Below are 18291 nucleotides of genomic sequence, written 5' to 3'. Positions count from 1 at the left end.
GAGGTCTCGCAGCTCAAGCAGCACTCTGCACCCCCAGGTAGGCGTCCATGACGCGCTGGTCCGACCACACGTCGGCGGGCGGGCCGAGCGCGACGCGGCGGCCCAGCTCCAGCACGAGGATGCGATCGCACAGCGCGTCGATGAAGTCGATCTTGTGGTCGACGATGACCAGCGAGGTGCCCGCCGCACGCACGTCGGCGAGCAGCGCGGCCAGGTGGCGGGTTTCGGCGTCATTGAGGCCGGCGCTCGGCTCGTCGAGCAGAAGCACCCGCGGATCGGCGGACAACGCCCGCGCGAGTTCCAGCAGCCGCTGTTCCCCGTAGGTCAGCAGCTGGGCGGGAGCCATGGCACGCGCGGCGAGCCCGACCCGCTCCAGCTGGCGGTGGGCGTAGGTGACCCGGCCCCGCTCGTGCCGCCACATCAGCGGCCGTCCGAGCACCGCGGCGACCAGACCCCGCGCGCGCCGGTCGGCCGCTCCGATCACGACGTTGTCCAGGCACGTCAGCCCGGGGACGATCTGGGGCGCCTGGTAGACCCGGGCGAGCCCGGCCCGCCGCGGTGCCTCCGGCCGCCCCAGCCGGACCCGTCCACCGCCGAGGTGGAGGCTCCCCGTCGCCCGGACGACCCCGGTCAAGGCGTTGAGCAGTGTCGTCTTGCCGCTGCCGTTGGGACCGATCACGCCGAGGATCTCCCCGGTCCGGACGGTGAACGACACGCCGTCCACGGCACGGACGCCGCCGAACGCGACCGACACGGCCTCGGCCGCCATCACGTCACCCGTCATGAGCGCGGCTCCTTGCCCACGAGCCCGGCGGCCCGCCGGCCGAGTTCCGCGAGCCCGCCGGGGGCCGCGAGGATCACCACCAGCAGGATCGCGCCGTAGAGGATCGGCATGTACTGGCGAGCGCCGGAAAGCAGTTCCGGGATGGCCACGTAGAACCCGGCGCCGATCAGCACGCCCCAGTGGGAGGTCACGCCGCCGAGCAGGACCATCAGGAACAGCCCGATGCCCAGGTCCAGGCCGAACGAGTCCACCCCGATGAACCCCTGCCAGTGGGTGATCAGCGCGCCGGAGAGCCCGCCCGCGGCGGAACCGAGCACGAACATCCCCAGCCGCAGCCGGCCGACCGCGACCCCCGCGCCGCGCGCGACCATCGGCAGCTCGCGCCCCGCGGCGAGATCGCGGCTGACCGGGGACCGGTCGAGGAACACCGCGAGCAACAGCAGAATCGCGAGCACCGCGGCCAGAAGCCAGAAGACCTCGCCGTCGGAGCGCAGCTGGATTCCGAAGACCTCCGGGTAGTCCACGCCCGTGACGTTGCCATTCGTCCCGGTGAAGGCGTTGGTCCGGCCGAAGACGACCAGTCCGATCTCGGTGACCGCGAGCGTGCCGAGCGCGAAGTACAGGTGCTCGGCACGCCACAGCAGCAGGCCGATCAGGGCCGCCGCCAGTGCCGCCGCCACGGTGGCGCCCAGAACGCCGACACCGAACGGCGCGCCCTGCCGGCCGAGCCAGGCCGCGGTGTACCCGCCGAGCGCCATCATGAACGTCTGGCAGAACGCGAACCGCCCGCCGAGAGCGAAGATCCAGTAGAACCCGAGCGCGGCGATCGAGTAGGCCAGCCACAGGTCGAGCAGGTTGACCGCGCTGCCCGACGTGGTCAACCGGGACAGCCCGAAGACGAGGGCGAGCGCGCCGAGGAGGATCCAGTACTGGCCCCTGCGGTACAGCGCACGGGCAGGCGGAGTGCGGGTCGCGGTCACAGCCGGCTCACCGCCTTGCCGAACAGCCCCTGTGGCCGCACGGCGAGCAGGAGCAGCATCGCGAGGAACGGCAGCACGACCGCGAAGTCCTGCAGCACGTAGCCGCCGACAAGGTGCTGGAGGACGCCGACGAGCACCGCGCCAAGCGTCGCCCCCCAGAGCGAGCCGAACCCGCCGAGGACCGCCGCGGCGAACGCGGCCAGCATCATGGTGAACCCGAAGTTCACGTCCAGCGCGGACAACGGCGCGATGAGGATTCCGGCCAAGGCCGCGAGCGCGGCGGACAACCCCCACGCCACGACGCTCACCCGTGTGGTGTTGACCCCGTGCAACTCCGCCGCCATCCGGTCGCTCGACACGGCTCGCAGCTGCCTGCCGAATCCGGTCCGGGTGAACAGCAGGACGATCCCGGTCAGGCACACGGCCGCGACCCCGATGATGACGAGCCGTTGCACGGCGATGGGAGCGCCGAGGATCGTCACCACCTCATCCCCCACTGGCGAGGGCAGCTTGCGTGGTGTGCTGCCCTGCCACAGGGAGATCGCCGCGCGCAGCACGAGCGCCGCGGCGAGCGTCGCGATGAGGACCGTCAGGTGCGGGCGACGGCGCAGGGGTGCGAACGCGACCCGCTCCAGCAGCACACCGGCGCCGAACATGACCGCGAGCGCGACGAGGTACCCGGCGACCGGCGCGAGGTGCAGCGCGGTGATGAACCACAGCGCGAGGTAGCCGCCGAGGGTGATCAGGTCGCCGTGGGCGAAGTTCACCACACCGGTGGCCTTGTACAGCACGAGGAAACCGAGTGCGGCGAGCGCGAGCGCGGCACCGTAGGCGAGCGCGCTGACCGACAGCGCGACGAATGTGCTCACGAACGCCTCCACGAAAACAAGCAAGTGCTTGGTTGACTGGAAGCTAACACCGGGCCGAACACGCCGTCAAGGAACGCGGGGTCTTGCCGCCGCACGGGCCCCGCCGTAACTTATCGAGCAAGCGCTTGGTGAAGAACGGAGTGGTTCATGCCGATCGACCGACGGATCGCCGGAGAAGGTTTTCCCCTCACCCACGGCGACGCGCGGATCGCCGTCCCGGAACACGTCGTCAAGCAGCTGCTGACCGAGCACGGCGTCGCGGTTCCGCGCGGTCGCGTGCTCACCGGCCCCGCGGACGCGCGCGATCTCGACGGCCCGCTCGTGCTCAAGGCCTGGGGGCCAGGGCTGCTGCACAAGAGCGACGTGGGCGCGGTCCGGCTCGGGATCAGCACGGCGGGGCTCCCCGGCGCCCTCGACGACATGGCCGTTCACCTGGCCCGGCAGGGGATCGAGCCCCGCGGCTACCTGGCCGAGGAGCAGCACCCTGGCGGCACCGAGCTGATCATCGGCGTCGTCCGCGACCAGACCTTCGGTCCCGTCGTGCTGCTCGGGCTGGGCGGTACCGCGACCGAACTGCTCGACCTCACCGCGCTGCGGCCCTGCCCGCTCACCCGCGCCGACGCGGAGGACCTCGTCGCGACCTTCCCCGGCGCCCCGTTGCTGACGGGCGCCCGGGGCAAGCCGCCGGTCGACCGCGCCGCGCTGGTCGACCTGCTGGTGGCGATCGCCGGTGCGGGCGGGCTGGTCGAGCGGATCGGGCCGGACCTGGCCGAGTTCGAATGCAACCCGGTGGTCGTCACCCCCGAGGGCGCGACCGCGCTGGATGCCCGGCTCATCCTCGACCCGGGCGCGGCACCGGTGGAACAGGCGCAGGACACCGACTTCACCGCCCTGTTCGCGCCGCGCCGGATCGCCGTCGCCGGCGCCTCGACCGGCAAGAACGGATTCGGCAACCGCTTCCTCGCGGCCTACCGGCAGGCCGGCTGGACCGACGGGCTCTACGCGCTGCACCCGGCCGCGGCGGAAGTGGACGGCGTGCCCGCCGTGGCCACCATCGCCGACGTGCCCGGCGGCGCCGACTACCTCCTGGTCGCCCTCCCCGCCGCCCGCGCCGTCGAGGTCGTGGCCCAGGCGGCCGGGAAGGTGCCGTTCATCCAGGTGATCAGCGGCGGGTTCGGCGAGATGAACGCCGCGGGCGCGGCCCTGGAGACCGACCTCGCCGCCGCCGTGGCCGGGACGAAGACCCGCCTGCTCGGCCCGAACTGCCTCGGCGTGTTCAGCCCTGCCGGACGGCAGACGTTCACACTCAACGCACCGACGCGACCCGGCCGGGTGTCGGTGGTGTCCCAGAGCGGCGGCCTGTCCGGGGACATCGTGACCGTCGGCGACCGGCGCGGCCTGCGGTTCGCGAAGGTGGCCAGCATCGGCAACGCGATCGACGTGACGCACGGAGACCTGCTGAGCTGGCTGGTCGACGATCCCGAGACCGACGTTCTTGGTGTCTACCTCGAAGGCACCCGCGACGGCGCGGGCCTGCTGCGTGCCCTGCGCCGCGCGGACGGGCGCAAGCCGGTCGTGCTGTTGCGCGGTGGTTCCAGCGCCCAGGGTGCGCGGGCCGTCAGCTCCCACACCGGCTCGCTGGCCGGGGAGGAGAAGGTGTGGCGGGCGGTCGCGGATGCGACCGGGGTGTCACTGGTGTCCACCCTGGAGGACCTGCTCGGCAGCCTCGCCTACCTGCAGGGGCACCCCGAGCCACCGGCGCCGGGGTCCTCGGGGGTCCTGGTGATCGGTCTCGGTGGGGGCGCGTCAGTGCTGGCCACCGACGCGTGCGACCGCGCCGGCCTCGAACTGACCCCGCTGCGGCCCGGGCTGCGGGCCCGCCTGCGGGAACTGGGCCACGGGGCCGGGACCAGCGTCGCCAACCCGCTCGAGGTGCCGGTCGGCCCGGTGTCGCCGGCGGGCTTGCTGGGCGACGCCCTGGAACCCGTGTTCGGCGAGGACGGCCAGCCCTACCGGGACGTTCTCGTCCACGTCAACGTGGCCGCCTACTACAACTACGGCAAGGCGGGGCTGCGGCCGCTGATCGACGCCATGCGGGACCTCCTGGAGCGTGGCTACCCGGCGCGGACCGCGGTCGTGACCCGCAACTCCGAGGTCGCCGCACCGGCGGACGCCGCGCTGCTCGCCCGGTTCGCCGCGGAGCGCGGTGTGCCCCTGTTCCGGTCCTTCGACGAGGCCGCGACCGCGATTGCAGCGGCACAGCGGTTCGACGCCCGGCGGGTCTCGTGACGCAGTCCTTCGCCGGCCGCGCCGCGGTGACCGGCATCGGGATGACGGACCTGTCGCGGCGGTCGGGGCGCAGCGAACTGCACCTCGCGGTCACCGCGTGCCGGGGCGCGCTCGCCGACGCCGGGCTCACCGCGGCCGACGTCGGCGCGGTGCTGTGCTACCACCTGGGCGACTCCGCCGGGGTCAACCAGGTCGCCGCCGCGCTCGGCGTTCCCGACGCCGTCTGGACCAACGAGATCCACGGCGGTGGCACGCAGTCGGCATCGATCCTCGGCGACGCCGCCATGCTGATCGAGGGGGGCATCGCCGAGCACGTCCTGGTGTTCCGCGCGCTCAACGGGCGGTCCGGCGTCCGGATGGGTCAGGCGCGCCTGAGCGTGGACCAGCAGTTCACGGTGCCGTACGGGATGCTCGGCCCGGTGCATCTGTTCGCGCTCGCGGCGCAGCGGTGGATGAACGACAGCGGCGCGACCGCGAAGGATCTCGCGGCCGTGGTGACGCAGTCCCGGAGCCTGGCGGCGCACAACTCCCGTGCGGTGCTCGGGGAGCCGCTCGACGAGGCCGGCTACTTCGCGAGCCCGCCGATCGCGACGCCGCTGCGCCGGGCGGACTGCTGCCTGGAGACCGACGGCGGGGCCGCGCTGGTGGTCAGCGCGGCGAAGACCGCCGACGTGGTCCGTCCGGGCAGCCCGCGGATCCACGCCGTCGTCCGCGGCGGCGGACCCGGCGCGAGCACGATGGACTCCGCCACGGACCTGAGCGCGTTGTTCTCGTCGTACCTGGCGGAGCCGCTGTACCGGACCGCCGGAATGCGTCCGTCCGATGTGGAGCTGGCGGTGCTCTACGACGCCTACTCCCCCATCGTGCTGCAGCAGCTGGAGGACTTCGGCCTCGCGCCCCGCGGGGAGTCGGGCGCGTTCGTCCGCGCTGGCGAGACGCTGCCTTCGGGCGCGCTGCCGGTGAACCCGCACGGCGGGCTGCTGTCCGAGGGGTATGTGCACGGTCTGAACAACGTCCTCGAGGCGGTGCGTCAGCTGCGCGGCGAAGGCACGAACCAGGAGCGCCGGCCGGGGGTGGCCCTGTGCACCGGGTTCGGAGGGAGCTACGGCAGCGCCGCGGTCCTGGTGGCCGGCTGAGCGAGCGCCTTCGCGAGGGCGGCGGCGTACTCGGCGACGATCCGCCGGGAGGTCGGCGCCTGTGGTGCGATCGCGTCGAAGCCGTGCGGTACGTCGGGCACGAGGTGCAACTCCACGCTGACGCCGGCGCGATCCAGGGCCATCGCGTAGGCCACGCCGGACTCACGGAGGTAGTCCAGGCCCGCCGTCAGGACGTAGGCGGGCGGCACACCGCGGAGGTCCCCCGCCAGTGAGGGCATTGCGTACGGTGAGACCGGCCCGTCGCCGACGTAGTGCCGCAGGATCTGATCGTTGTCCTCGGGCACGGACGCGATCAGCGGCCCCCCACGGTCGCGTGCCATGACCGCCACCGCCGCGGCGAGGTTGCCGCCTGCGCTTCCCCCGGCCACGGCGAGCCGGGCGCCGTCCCCGCCGGCGTGAGCCGCTGCCCAGCACGTGGCGGTGTATCCATCCTCGACCCGCCCCGCCGCCGTGGAACCAGTCACGCCCAGCAGCAGACCGGTCGAGCCGACGGGCCGGTAGCAGCGGATCGAGCCGTCCTCCCGCGGTGCATCGTGGTATCCGCGGGAGGACGCGGACCCGGCAGCGGCAGCGCGGCCAGCGCCGCTTCGATCTCCGGTTCCATCAGGTGCCCGCCAGCTCCTTCACCACCGGTGCGAAGGCGTCGAGGTCCTTGTCGTTGTGCAGCACGAAGTACGACAGGCCGTGCTCGTCCCGCCAGTAGCGGAGCTTGTCAGCCATCTGCGCGGTGTCGCCGAGCAGCACCTGTGGCGTGCTGTCCTGACGGGACAGGTTCACTGCGCTCCAGTTCTCCTTGTCGCTGGGCTCGCCGACCTGCTGCACGCTCGTGCCGATCTCGATCTGGTCGAACCGGTCTCCCGCGCCCTGGCGGATGTGCTCGACCTTCTGCAGGAACGCCTCCAGCCCGCCGTCGGTCTCGTCGGGGGCCGTGCCGTCCGCCTTGACCCGCAGCGTGAGGTTGACGTAGTCGGCGTACCGCCCGGCCAGGCGCAGCATCTTCGGGCCGCCGCCGGGCAGCATCAGCTTCGGGAACGGCTTCTGCACGGGCTTGGGCTCCTGCACCAGGTCGGTGATCCGGTAGTGCTTGCCCGCGAAGGAGAACGCTCCCTCGCTCCATACGCCACGCAGCACCTCCAGCGCTTCGGTGAAGCGCTCGAACCGCTCCTTCGGCGGGTCGAAGGGAAGCCCGGCGCCGTCGTAGTCGGCACGCATCCAGCCGGTGCCCAGGCCCACGTCCAAGCGTCCGTCGGAGAGCACGTCGAGCGTCGCCAGCTCCTTGCCCAGGACGACGGGGTGCCGGTAGTCGTTGGCGAACACCAGGGTGCCCACCCGCAGGGTGGTGGTCGCCGTCGCGGCCGCGGTCATCGCCGCGATGGGCGCGAAGCGCGGGCCGAGGAAGTGGTCGGGCACAAGCAGCGTGGAGAACCCGAGATCCTCCACGAGGCGGGCCCGCTCTGCCCACGCCCGCCCGGACCCGGCCTTGCGGACCACGACACCGAACCGGAACGGATGCCTCGCCATGTACAGCACCTACCTCGGAGGATCGACATTGAACCAACCAATTGCTTGGTCAAGAGCCTAGTGGCGGACGGCGCCCTCGTCAATCGAAGACGATCAGCGAACGCGCGACCTGCCCGGCGCGAAGGCGGTCAAGGGCGGTGTTGACGTCATCGAGGACCACGCGCTCGGTGACCAGGGGCTCGAGCTGGAACCGGCCTGTGCGCACCAGCTCGACCAACCGCGGCAGGTCGGCGGCAGGCGCGGCGTTCCCGCCCACGCATCCACGCAGGACCCGACCAGCGGCCAGGAGGCCGGCCGGCACGGCGACGGTCGCCACGGCCGGGCTGCCCACGAGAACCGTCGTCGCGCCGGGCCGGGTCGCCGCCATCGCCCGCGCGGCGACTCCGTCGGCGCCGGTCGCGTCGAACGCGTGACACACACCTGCCGGTTCAAGGGCATGCACCCGGTCCGCGAGTCCCTCGTCCGCGGGCAGCACCGCCGTCGCCCCCAGCCGCTGCGCCAGCTCGAGCTTGCCCGCCACGGTGTCGGCCGCGATGACCTGACCCGCACCGGCGAGTGCCGCCGCCTGCACCACGTTGAGGCCCACTCCGCCGCATCCGACCACCAGCACGCTGTCGCCGGGCCGCACCCGCGCCACGTTCCACACAGCGCCCGCGCCGGTGACGACCGCGCAGGTGAGAAGGGCGAGCGCGTCATGGAAGTCGTCCGCCGGCACAGGCACGAGCATCTGCTCGCCCACCACCACGTGCCCGGCGAACGACCCGATGCCGATGAACCCGGGCACCTCCCGCCCGTCGAGGACGAACGGAGGCCGCCCGTCGGCCAGCCGTCCGCTGATCGCGGCGCGGCGCGCCGGGTCCGTGCACAGGTGGGCCCGCCCCCGGGCGCACTCCGCGCACCGGCCACACGCGCGGTTCATCGCGACGAGCACGTGGTCACCCGGCACCACCGTCGTCACGCCCCGGCCGACCGCGTCGACGACCCCCGCGCTCTCGTGCCCCAGCACGACCGGCGGGCTCGGGTACAGCGGGTTCCGCCCGGACTGGACCTTGGCGTCGGAACCGCAGATCCCGGACGCGAGGATCCGGACCCGCACGTCACCCTCCCCCGGCTCGGCCACCTCGACGTCCCGCACCTCCAGCGGGGCGCCGAACTCGGTCAGGGTCGCGGCTCTCGTGCGCATCAGCTCTCCCCCGCGTGGTGGCACGCCACGAAGTGTCCGGGCGCCGACTCGCGCAGCTGGGGTTCCTCCGCCGCGCACCGCTCCGTCGCCAGCGGGCACCTCGTGCGGAAGCGGCAACCACTCGGCGGGTCGACCACCGAAGGCAGCTCGCGGGCGGCCGGCACCGGCCCCGGCGCGACCTCGGGATCGGGCACCGGCACCGACTCCAGCAACATCCGCGTGTACGGGTGGGCGGGCCGGGAGTAGAGGCTCTGGGTGGGCCCGATCTCGCACACCTTGCCGAGGTAGAGCACCATCACGCGGTCGCTGACCACCTTGATCACGCCCAGGTCGTGCGAGACGAACAGCACCGTGATCCCGTACTTCTCCTTCAGGTCCTCGATCAGGTTGAGGATCTGCGCCTGGACCGACACGTCCAACGCGGACACGGGCTCGTCGCAGATCAGCAGCTTCGGCTCCAGCACGAGGGCACGCGCGATGCTGATGCGCTGGCACTGCCCACCGGAGAACTGCCCGGGCCTGCGGTCGCCGACCGCCGTGGCGTCCAGCCCCACCGCGTCGAGCATTTCCGTCACCCGTGCCGACGCCGCCCGCTCGCCCCACACGCGGAGGCCTTCGGCCACGATGTCGCGCACTCGCCGCCGGGGGTTGAGCGCCGAGACCGGATCCTGCTGGATCACCTGCAACCGCTGCCGGACTCGCCGCAGACGGCGGCCGGCCAGGCCGGTGAGATCGACGCCATCGAACCGCACCGATCCCCGCGTCGGCGGCGGCAGCTGGAGGATCGCCCGCGCGGTGGTCGATTTGCCGCACCCCGACTCGCCGACCAGTCCCAGCGTCTCGCCCTCCCGCACGTCGAAGCTCAGGCCCGACACGGCGTGCGCGACCTTGCCGCGCGTCAGCGGATACTCGACGTGCAGGTCCTCCACTCGCAACAGCGCATCGCCCTCGCGCAGCGCCGCGGTTCCGGAACCGGCCATCAGGCGTCCCCCTTCCCGGCCGGGTTGTGACAGGCGACCAGGTGGCCCCCGCCGATGTCCGTCAACTGGGGAACCCGCTCGCGGCAGCGGTCCAGCGCATGCGCGCACCGTGGCGCGAACCGGCAGCCCGGTGGTGGGTCGACCAGGTCGGGCGGCCGGCCCGGAATGGCTTCGAGCCGGGTGTGCGGCGCGAACTCCACCCGCGGGGTCGACCGCAGCAGACCGTCGGTGTAGCGGTGCCGGACCGCCCGGAAGAGGTCCTTCGTCTCCGCCGACTCGACCATGCGCCCGGCGTACATCACCGCCACCCGGTCGGTGTGGCCGGCGACCACGCCGAGGTCGTGGCTGATCAGGATCATGGACATCCCCCGTTCCTGCTGCAGGGTGCGCAGCAGCTCGAGGATCTGCCGCTGGACCGTGACGTCGAGCGCGGTGGTCGGCTCGTCGGCGATGAGCAGCCGCGGCTCACACGACAGCGCGATCGCGATCATCACGCGTTGCCGCATGCCGCCCGACAACTCGTGCGGGTACTGCCGGAGCCTGCGCACCGGATCGGCGATGCCCACCTGGGCCAGCAGGTCCGCCGCGGCCTCCCGGGCAGCCTTGCGGCCGCGCCCCAGGTGCTGCCGTTGCGGGTCCGCGATCTGATCCCCGATGCGCCGCACCGGGTTCAGCGACGTCGCCGGGTCCTGGAAGATCATCGCCAGCTGCGGGCCCCACAACTTTCGGGCCTCGGCGGGCGGCAGGGAGAGGATGTCCCGGCCCCGCCACTCGATGCGCGATCCGGCACCGACCGACGCGGTGACGGGAAGCAGGTCCATCACGGTCCGCACCAGCACCGACTTGCCCGATCCCGACTCCCCGACGATGCCCAGGCACTCCCCCTCGTCGAGTTGGAACGACACGCCGTCCACAGCGCGCACCGCACCTCGCGGCGTCCGGAAGACGGTGTGCAGGTCGTGCACCGCCAGCAACGGGTTCACCGGACCTCCCCTGCGCTGCGCGGGTCCCAGTGCCGGCGCGTCCAGTCGCCGACGCGGTTGAGGGCCAGGACCGTCAGGAACAACACCGCGCCCGGGCCGAAGACGAGATGCGGGTGGTCGCGGAAGTCCTGCTGCCCGGCCGCGATCATGTTGCCCCACGTCGGTTCCGGTCGCTGGATGCCCAGCCCCAGGAAGCTTAGCGACGCCTCCGCCACGACCAGCACCGCGACCACGATGAAGGCGTACGACAACGCCGACAGCGCGACGTTGGGCACTAGTTCGCGGAACAGGATGCGCGACCCGCGCGCACCGAGCGCCCTGGCCGCGAACACGAACGGCCGTTGCGCGTAGACCATCGTGTTCGCCCGGGCGATCCGGAAGAACGTCGGCACCGCGAGCACGCCGAGCACGATCGTCGTGGTGCCCACCGCCGGATGGACGACCGAGGCGAGCGCCAGCAGCAGCACCAGTGGCGGGAAGGCCAGCAACGCGTCATTGCCGAGGTTGAGGACGCCGTCGACCTTGCCCCGGTAGTAGCCGGCCACCACGCCGAGCAGACCGCCGACCACCAGGCCCAGTGCCGCCGCGCCCAGCCCCACGACCAGTGACACCCGGGCGCCGAACACCACCCCGGTCAGCACGTCCAGCCCCTGCCGGTCCGTGCCCAGCGGATGCGCCGAGAACAGGTCGACGCCCTGCAGGATCGGCTCATCGAGGGCGCGAGCCGGGTCCCGCCCCTCGGGCAGCGGCAGGACGTCGGCCAGCGCCGCGGCGAACGCGACGATCCCGAGCCAGACCACGGCGGGCCAGACACCCAGGCGCGGTAACCGCCGCCACTTCGCTGTGGTGCCGGCGGTGGACGAGGGGGCGAAGTCAAGTGCGGCCATGACGTGTCCTCGGGTCAAGTGCGAGGTAGGCGAGGTCGACGAGCGCGTTGACCACCACGTAGAGCGTGGCGATCAGCAGCACCGCGGCTTGCAGCACGAGGTACTCCTTCTTGGCCACCGCGTCGACGATGAGCGTGCCCATCCCCGGCAGCCGGAAGATGGTTTCCACGATCACCGTGCCGCCGAGCAACCGGCCGAAGCTGATCCCGGCGACCGTGATGAGGGAGAACGACGACGGGCGCAGCGCCTCCTTGACCAGGATGTGCCGCACCGGCATGCCCTTGGCCCGCGCGGCGAGAACGAAGTCCTCCTGGAGAGTCGTGGCCATGTCGTTGCGCAGCAGCCGGGTCAGCTGGGCGCTTTCCACCAGCGCCAGGGTGAGCACCGGCAGGAACACGCTGCGCAGGTTGTCACCGATCCCCGCGGTGCCGATCCGGGCGAAACCCTGCCGCGGGAACGACGGAAGCACCAGGACCAGCACGATCCCGCCGGCCAGCACCGCCCCGGCCAGCGCCACCCGCCGCCACGGCGCGTTGCGATGGCGCCCGGCCACCGCCGCGTAGGCGATCGAGAACGCGGCGATGGCAGCCACACCCACGATCAGGCCCTTCACCACCCCCGGCCGGAACACCACGAAGAAGATCAGCAGCAGCGCCAGCAGGAAGCTCGGCACCGAGATCAGGCCAAATGACGCCGCGGTCGTGACCCGGTCGAACCCGCGCCCGAACCGATGGGCCGACCAGGACGCGACCGGCACGCTGATGACCAGCGACAGCATCGTGGCCAGCACCGCGATCTCGACGGTGACCGGTAGCCGGGCCGCGATCAGGTCGGCGACGTCCTGCACGGGCGGCACGAAGGTCCGCCCGAAGTCGCCGTGCAGCAGACCGCCGAGCCAGTCCAGGTACCGGGTCACGGCCGGGCGGTCGACTCCCAGCGCCGCCCGCACCTGCGCGTACTGCTCCGGCGTGCCTTCAGGTCCCACCACGGCGACCGCGGGATCGCCGGGCACCAGGTCGATGAGCACCGCCGTGCCGATGCTGACCAGGACCAGCACCGGCACGACGCGGAGCACGATCCTCGCAACTCCACCGATCATCGCCGGCCCTCAGGACCCGTCGCTGACGAAGGCCTTGTCGAACCGGACGATGCTGCCCCGGCTCAGCTGCAGACCGCCGACGCGGTCACGGTGGACGACGGACTCCTCGACCGCCGCCAGGTTGGCCGCGAAGGGGTCTGCGTTGAACGCCAGCTGCATCCGGCCCAGGACGGCCTTTTTCTCGTCCGTCGACGCCGCGGCCCGCAACTCGCCCAGCTCGTGGTCGATGTCCGGATTGCGGTAGCTGTAGTAGTTCGCGGGCGACGCGCTGTTGAGCTGGCGGTTGATCGACGCCCAGGTCCCTTCCGCGAAGAACTGCGGCCCCCACAGCGCGAGCTCGTAGTCCCGATCGACGGTCACCCGCTTGATGACGTCCTGCAGCGGCTGGGAGGTGTCCATGCGAACGGTGAAGCCGACCGATTCCAGTTGAGCCTTGACCGCGATGGCCTCGTTCACGCGTGTGGGCGTGTTGTCGGCGACCAGGCCGATCGTGCCGTCCCACCCGGCGGCCCGGCCCTGCGCGACCAGCTGCCGGGCGAGCGCCGGGTCGTGGGCCGGACCCTGCTCCCCGCCGTAGAGACCGGGTGTATCCGGGTGGACCAGCGCCGAAGTGGCCGGTGCGGTGCCGTTGAAGACGCGCTGGTTGACGCCCTGCGGGTCGACGGCAGCCACCACCGCCCGCCGCACGGTCAGGTTCGCGGTCGCCTTGCCCGCCGCGCTGTTCATGATCACGCCCTCGCCGTAGTTGATCAGCGTGGACAGGTCGTGGTACCCGGCCTGCCGGGCCTCGGCGATCACCTGCGGCTCCCGGAGGAAGGCCACGTCGAGCTCGCCGTTGGCCAACGCCTGGTAGGTCGCCTCCGCGCCGGCGACACGCACGAAGCGCAGCGTCTGGACGCACACCGGGCCACCCCAGTAGTCCGGTTTGGCCTTGAGCACGATCTCCTCACCAGGCGCGTAGCGCTCCACCTCGTACGGCCCGACGCCACCCCCGGCGGGGTTCTTCGCGAATCCGTCCGCACCGCGCTGCTGCACCACGCGCGGGTTGGTGATCATGCCGACGTCGGTCGCGAGCACGTGCGGGAAATCGGGGTACGGCGCGTTGAGCGTGAACCTGACCGTGTGCGGGTCGACGACGTCGACCGCGGAGACGACCGCGACCTCGCCCCGCGAGGCCTGGGCGTTGTCCGGCGCCTGGTGGCGCGCGATGCTGGCCTTGACGTCGTCCGCGGTCAGGGGATCCCCGTTGCCGAACTTGACGCCCGGGCGCAGCGTCAGGGTCCAGTGGACGAATCCGGCGTCCGGTTCGAGTGACTGCGCCACCCGCGGTTCGTAGGCCTGCTTGGTCGCGTTCCAGTCGATCAGGGTGTCGAACAACGCGGTGATTTCCGTGCCGCCGGTCACGGCGTTGCCCGGCTGTCCCACCGGGTCGAGCCCGCGTGGTTCGGAGTAGGTGCCCATCGTGACGGTCCCGCCGGCCCGGTCCGGCGTGCACGTGCCGTCTGCCGCGGCCGAGCCGCCGTCCTGGCCGCTCCCACACGCGGTGGCGAGTGTGACCAGTACTGCCCCCGAGAGTGCCGCGACGCTGCGTTTGCCTCTCATGGCTGCCTCTTCCTGTCAGCCGCCGAGCCCGGCGGCGCGGAGTTGAGCAAGCATGCGCTTGGTTGAGTAGGAAGAATCCGCGATGGAGGGCCGCGCGTCAACAGTCGCGACCCAAGCTTGACCTTGCCGCCGGGCCATCCGCCGCCTACGCTAACCAAGCGAGCGCTTGGTTTCTCGACGAGGAGGGCCGCTTGAAACCGATACCCAGCTGGGGAACCGTGCCGCGGATGCTGCGGGCGACCGCCGAGGAACGTCCGGACACCGTGGTCTGCCTCGACGGCGACGTCCGGCTCACTCAACGGGATCTTCGCGCATTCGCCGCGCGGGTGGCCAGGTCACTGATCGCACTCGGCGTCGGCCCCGGTGACCGGGTGGCGGTGTGGGCGCCCAACACCTGGGAGTGGGTCGTCACCGCGTTCGGGATCTGGGACGCCGGGGCGATCATCGTGCCGCTGTCCACCCGCGGCAAGGGCATCGAGACCGCCGAGCTGCTGCGCCGGACCGGGTGCTCGGTGCTGGTCACGACCGAGGGGTTCCTCGGCCGGTCCTCGGTGGACATGCTGGCCGAGGTCGCCGGTCCGGCGCGAGGCGAACTGCCCTTCGCGGACCTGCCGGAGTTGCGCCACGTCGTCGTGCTGGGCACCCCGCGCACCGGGCCGGGGCTGCTGCCCTGGCCCGAGTTCCTCGCCGCGGGCGAGGCCATCACCAGCGCCCACGCCGAGGATCGCGCGCTGGCGGTGGAACCGGGCGATCCGTTCGAGATCCTGTGCACCTCCGGGACTACCGGCGCACCCAAGGGCGTGGTTCTCGACGGCAGCCAGATCATGCGCGCCTACTGGGACTGGGCCGAGGTGATCCGGCTCGGGGCAGGCGACCGGTACCCGATCGTGAGCCCGTTCGCCCACGGGTTCGGCATCAACGCCGGGCTGCTGGTCTGCGTCCAGCGCGGCGCCACGATGGTGCCGGTCCCGGTCTTCAACCCCGACGCCGCCTTCGACCTCATCGAGGACAACCGGCTGAGCGTCCTGGCCGGACCGCCGAGCTTGTTCGCCCGCATGCTGGGCCGCCCCGACCTCCCGCGGCGCGACCTGTCGTCGTTGCGGGTGGCGGTCGTCGGCGCGGCCACCGTCCCGACCGAGCTGGTGCGCGCGATGCAGACGACCATGGGTTTCGAACAGGTCGTCAACGCCTACGGCCTGATCGAAGGTTCGTGCGTGACGATGACCCGGGCGGAGGACCCACCGGAGACGATCGCAGCCACCGCCGGGCGCCCCATGCCCGGCGTCGAAGTACGCATCGCCGGCGACGACGAGCAGCCCCTGCCCGCCGGGGAACGCGGCGAGATCCTTGTCCGTGGCTACGGGGTCATGCACGGCTACTGGAACGCGCCGGATCTGACCGCGGCCGCGATCAACGACGACGGCTGGCTGCGGACGGGCGACATCGGGGTGCTCGACGAGGCAGGGAACCTGTCCATCGTGGACCGGAAGAAGGAGATGTTCATCTGCAACGGGTTCAACGCCTACCCGGCGGAGATCGAGAACCTCCTGCTGCACAATGACGCCCTCGACCAGGTCGCCGTGGTCGCGGTCGACGACGCGACGCAGGGCGAGGTGGCCTGGGCCTACGCGGTGCCGGCGCCGGGCGCGGATCCCGACGAGGAAGCCGTCATCACCTGGGCCAGGAACACGATGTCGAACTACAAGGTCCCCCGGCGGGTGGTGTTCGTCCCGCAACTCCCGACGACGCCGAACGGCAAGATCGACAAGGCGAAGCTGCGCGAGGCGGCGAGGGCGAACCTGACACCGGCAACGTGAGGTTGCGAACGGCATCGACTCTCTGGATGGGCACAGTCGGTACGGCTGTGCCCATCGGTGAACGACTGCGCCTGGCGGCCGCGTGCGGCTACGACAGCACCTCCGCGCTTCCCACCGAAATTGCCAAGAACCCGCGCCGCTTGCGGACGCTCGCCGAGTCCCTGGGAATCGAGCTGATCGCGCTCGATCCCCTGGTCTCGTGGCTGCCGGACTGGGAGCCGCTTCCCGGGGCGTGCGGCGATTCCGTCCGGCAGGCCTTCATGACCGCCATGAACGGGCTCGACGTGAGCCGGGTTCTGCAGATCGCGGCGTCCTCCGGGTGCACGGGAGTGTCGGCCGTGGAGCCATACGGCCGGCGCGTACCGGTGGACCGGGGCGGTGTGGCGTTCGCAGCGCTCTGCGACCAGGCGGCCGAACACGGCCTCGTGGTGCGCCTCGAGCCGATGCCCTACAGCGGAATTCCCGACTACGAGTCGGCGTTGTCGATCATACGGGCAGCAGGTCGCGCGAACAGCGGGCTCGTCCTGGACACCTGGCACTTCTTCCGTGGCGGCTCCAGCCTGCCGTTGCTGGATGACCTTCCCCTCGAACACCTCGTGGTCCAACTGTCCGACGCCCCGGCCGCGCCGGAGCCCGACCTGTGGGCGGAAGCCTCGCAGCGCCGGTTGTTGCCGGGCGCGGGCGCGCTCGATCTGCGAGGCGTTCTCAAAGCTCTGCGAGAACGCGGGTTTTCCGGTCCGGTCGGGCCCGAGGTCGTCTCGACCGGCCTGTGGTCGTTGGGGGCCGCCGAAGCGGCCCGGCAGGCGGCTGCGGCCTGCCGGGCGCTGCTCGATGCATCGCCCTGACCGGGCGAGCCGGCCGCTCACGGCTCAGTGCGGCCGGCAAGGGGTCCGGTGGCCGCCGGGCGCTGGCGGGATCGCCCCCGTCAGGCGATCCCGCCGGCATGGTCGTCACCCGGCGGCCACCGGAGTCTTCGCGCCGATGCGGTCCATCACCTCGTCAGCCACCTCCGCGAGCGCGTCGCGGTAGCGGTGCACCTCCTCGACCGTGCTGGTCTCGGGGAGGCCGTACACGCTCAGGCTGATCGCGACCGCGCCGGTCTCGTCGAACACGGGGACCTGCACGTTCCGCACGTCGTACGCCTGTCCGGGCGCCAGCTCCGCCGGCTCGTACAAGCCACCCAGCGCGCTGATCAGGTTCCGCACCTGCTCCCGGCGTTCAGCCTCGGCGGTCATGCCCGCGCCGTAGGTGCGCGCGAGCTCCGCCTCCACCCGCGAGTGCAGGTCGCTCCCGAGACCGACCGACCAGCGACGACGGCGCACCCGCTCGAGTGCCGTGGCGAACTCGGCACGCTGCTCCGGGGACACGGTCGCGAGCCGCGCCGTGACCTTCTCCTCCGGTTCCCACGCGAGGTAAATCGCGCCGAGCGGCGGGACCAGCGGGATGCGCTGCCCCACCCGCGTCGGCGGGTGCGTCCCGTGCGGGCGGATTCCCGCGCCGGCCAGCAGCACGATCTCCTCGCCCGCGACCGTCGCCGCATTGCACTCGACGCCGAAGCGGTCGGCGATCCGTTCCATGCCCGGGCGGGCGAGATCGACCACCCGCAACTGATTGGCCAGCCCCGGTTCGATCGGCGCGGCCAGTGAGGCCGAGTGGAACCTGCCGTACCCGCCCTGGAAGAACACCAGCGGCAGGTCCGTACCCGGCGCCTCCAGGGCACGCACCCGGCCGAGCACGATGTAGTGGTCCCCCGCCTCGATCACCGACTCCAGGTCGCAGTCGATCCAGGCCAGCGCACCGTTCAGGACGGGGGACCCACTGGGCGCGGGCTGCCAGCTCAGGGCCGCGAACTTGTCCGCGCCGCGGGTGGCGAAGGTCCGGCACACGGTTTCCTGCTCGTGGGTGAGCACGTTGACGCAGAACCGTCCCGCCTCCCGGATCCGGGGAAAGCTCGTGGACGACTTGTCGGGCAGGAACGCCACCAGCGGCGGGTCGAGCGACACCGACGTGAACGACCCCACCGCCATGCCCGCCGGCTCACCCTGCGGGTCGATGGCCGTCACAGCCACGACCCCGGTCGGGAAGTTGCCCAGCACACGCCGGAAATGCCGGGGATCGAACGACTCCGCCATCACACCCA

The 18291-nt window shown here is 72.0% G+C and carries 16 protein-coding genes; 4 read left to right on the top strand and 12 right to left on the bottom strand.

Annotated features, from left to right (window positions below):
- Positions 1-13: 13 nt before the first annotated feature.
- The 3 genes from ACCP09_RS21215 to ACCP09_RS21205 are packed head-to-tail and all read right to left on the bottom strand — an operon-like array spanning position 14 to position 2633.
- Positions 14-784 carry an ABC transporter ATP-binding protein gene (locus ACCP09_RS21215; RefSeq protein ID WP_433749337.1) on the bottom strand — a complete coding sequence of 257 codons (771 nt, stop codon included), beginning with the start codon at positions 782-784 and terminating at the stop codon, positions 14-16.
- Entirely contained in the window at positions 781-1764 is a 984-nt protein-coding gene (locus ACCP09_RS21210; RefSeq protein ID WP_433749334.1) for a branched-chain amino acid ABC transporter permease, read from the bottom strand. The genes ACCP09_RS21215 and ACCP09_RS21210 overlap by 4 nt, the downstream gene beginning before the upstream one ends.
- A complete protein-coding gene (locus ACCP09_RS21205) occupies positions 1761-2633 on the bottom strand; it encodes a branched-chain amino acid ABC transporter permease (protein WP_433749332.1) in 873 nt (290 codons plus the stop codon). Before ACCP09_RS21205 ends, ACCP09_RS21210 begins: the two co-directional genes overlap by 4 nt.
- Positions 2634-2780: 147 nt before the next feature.
- Here ACCP09_RS21205 and ACCP09_RS21200 point away from each other — a divergent pair, with 147 nt between their 5' ends.
- Together ACCP09_RS21200 and ACCP09_RS21195 are read left to right on the top strand one after the other, a co-directional pair.
- Positions 2781-4922, top strand: coding sequence for an acetate--CoA ligase family protein (locus tag ACCP09_RS21200; RefSeq protein ID WP_433749329.1), 2142 nt, complete (start codon positions 2781-2783; stop codon positions 4920-4922).
- On the top strand, positions 4919-6058 hold the full coding sequence (locus tag ACCP09_RS21195) for a thiolase C-terminal domain-containing protein (RefSeq protein WP_433749326.1): 1140 nt from the start codon (positions 4919-4921) through the stop codon (positions 6056-6058). Before ACCP09_RS21200 ends, ACCP09_RS21195 begins: the two co-directional genes overlap by 4 nt.
- Here the strand turns inward: ACCP09_RS21195 and ACCP09_RS21190 are convergent.
- From ACCP09_RS21190 to ACCP09_RS21155, 8 genes are all read right to left on the bottom strand, one after another.
- On the bottom strand, positions 6025-6543 hold the full coding sequence (locus ACCP09_RS21190; RefSeq protein WP_433749323.1) for an alpha/beta hydrolase fold domain-containing protein: 519 nt from the start codon (positions 6541-6543) through the stop codon (positions 6025-6027). The genes ACCP09_RS21195 and ACCP09_RS21190 overlap by 34 nt on opposite strands.
- A 139-nt stretch (positions 6544-6682) precedes the next feature.
- Entirely contained in the window at positions 6683-7600 is a 918-nt protein-coding gene (locus tag ACCP09_RS21185) for a TIGR03621 family F420-dependent LLM class oxidoreductase (protein ID WP_027930154.1), read from the bottom strand.
- A gap of 79 nt (positions 7601-7679) precedes the next feature.
- Complete coding sequence (locus ACCP09_RS21180; protein WP_433749320.1) at positions 7680-8783, bottom strand: alcohol dehydrogenase catalytic domain-containing protein; 1104 nt, start codon at positions 8781-8783, stop codon at positions 7680-7682.
- Positions 8783-9763, bottom strand: coding sequence for an ABC transporter ATP-binding protein (locus ACCP09_RS21175; protein WP_433749318.1), 981 nt, complete (start codon positions 9761-9763; stop codon positions 8783-8785). Before ACCP09_RS21175 ends, ACCP09_RS21180 begins: the two co-directional genes overlap by 1 nt.
- Positions 9763-10746 carry an ABC transporter ATP-binding protein gene (locus ACCP09_RS21170; RefSeq protein ID WP_433749315.1) on the bottom strand — a complete coding sequence of 328 codons (984 nt, stop codon included), beginning with the start codon at positions 10744-10746 and terminating at the stop codon, positions 9763-9765. The genes ACCP09_RS21175 and ACCP09_RS21170 overlap by 1 nt, the downstream gene beginning before the upstream one ends.
- Positions 10743-11633, bottom strand: coding sequence for an ABC transporter permease (locus ACCP09_RS21165; protein ID WP_027930158.1), 891 nt, complete (start codon positions 11631-11633; stop codon positions 10743-10745). Before ACCP09_RS21165 ends, ACCP09_RS21170 begins: the two co-directional genes overlap by 4 nt.
- Entirely contained in the window at positions 11620-12708 is a 1089-nt protein-coding gene (locus ACCP09_RS21160) for an ABC transporter permease (protein ID WP_433749312.1), read from the bottom strand. Before ACCP09_RS21160 ends, ACCP09_RS21165 begins: the two co-directional genes overlap by 14 nt.
- A gap of 33 nt (positions 12709-12741) precedes the next feature.
- Positions 12742-14334 (bottom strand): ABC transporter substrate-binding protein, encoded by a 1593-nt coding sequence (locus ACCP09_RS21155; RefSeq protein WP_433749309.1) that lies wholly within the window; start codon positions 14332-14334, stop codon positions 12742-12744.
- A gap of 191 nt (positions 14335-14525) precedes the next feature.
- Here ACCP09_RS21155 and ACCP09_RS21150 point away from each other — a divergent pair, with 191 nt between their 5' ends.
- Both ACCP09_RS21150 and ACCP09_RS21145 read left to right on the top strand, forming a co-directional pair.
- Positions 14526-16151 carry an AMP-binding protein gene (locus ACCP09_RS21150; RefSeq protein ID WP_433749307.1) on the top strand — a complete coding sequence of 542 codons (1626 nt, stop codon included), beginning with the start codon at positions 14526-14528 and terminating at the stop codon, positions 16149-16151.
- A gap of 47 nt (positions 16152-16198) precedes the next feature.
- Entirely contained in the window at positions 16199-16996 is a 798-nt protein-coding gene (locus tag ACCP09_RS21145) for a sugar phosphate isomerase/epimerase family protein (RefSeq protein WP_433749304.1), read from the top strand.
- 105 nt (positions 16997-17101) lie between these two features.
- Here the strand turns inward: ACCP09_RS21145 and ACCP09_RS21140 are convergent, their stop codons facing one another.
- Positions 17102-18283, bottom strand: a complete 1182-nt coding sequence (locus tag ACCP09_RS21140; RefSeq protein WP_433749301.1) for a flavin reductase — start codon at positions 18281-18283, stop codon at positions 17102-17104.
- Positions 18284-18291 lie beyond the last annotated feature (8 nt).

The organism is Amycolatopsis sp. 3B14 (assembly GCF_050958625.1).
Classification (GTDB): Bacteria; Actinomycetota; Actinomycetes; order Mycobacteriales; family Pseudonocardiaceae; genus Amycolatopsis_E; species Amycolatopsis_E thermoflava.
Note: the sequence above shows the minus strand (reverse complement) of the source record. Positions and strands in the feature narration are given on the sequence as shown.

Excerpts from the sequence above, each read along its gene's own strand:
- ACCP09_RS21180 (WP_433749320.1), bottom strand. The coding sequence starts at position 8,783 with ATGCGCACGAGAGCCGCGACCCTGACCGAGTTCGGCGCCCCGCTGGAG.
- ACCP09_RS21165 (WP_027930158.1), bottom strand. The coding sequence starts at position 11,633 with ATGGCCGCACTTGACTTCGCCCCCTCGTCCACCGCCGGCACCACAGCG.
- ACCP09_RS21140 (WP_433749301.1), bottom strand. The coding sequence starts at position 18,283 with ATGGCGGAGTCGTTCGATCCCCGGCATTTCCGGCGTGTGCTGGGCAAC.
- ACCP09_RS21155 (WP_433749309.1), bottom strand. The coding sequence starts at position 14,334 with ATGAGAGGCAAACGCAGCGTCGCGGCACTCTCGGGGGCAGTACTGGTC.
- ACCP09_RS21200 (WP_433749329.1), top strand. The coding sequence starts at position 2,781 with ATGCCGATCGACCGACGGATCGCCGGAGAAGGTTTTCCCCTCACCCAC.
- ACCP09_RS21175 (WP_433749318.1), bottom strand. The coding sequence starts at position 9,763 with ATGGCCGGTTCCGGAACCGCGGCGCTGCGCGAGGGCGATGCGCTGTTG.
- ACCP09_RS21215 (WP_433749337.1), bottom strand. The coding sequence starts at position 784 with ATGACGGGTGACGTGATGGCGGCCGAGGCCGTGTCGGTCGCGTTCGGC.
- ACCP09_RS21185 (WP_027930154.1), bottom strand. The coding sequence starts at position 7,600 with ATGGCGAGGCATCCGTTCCGGTTCGGTGTCGTGGTCCGCAAGGCCGGG.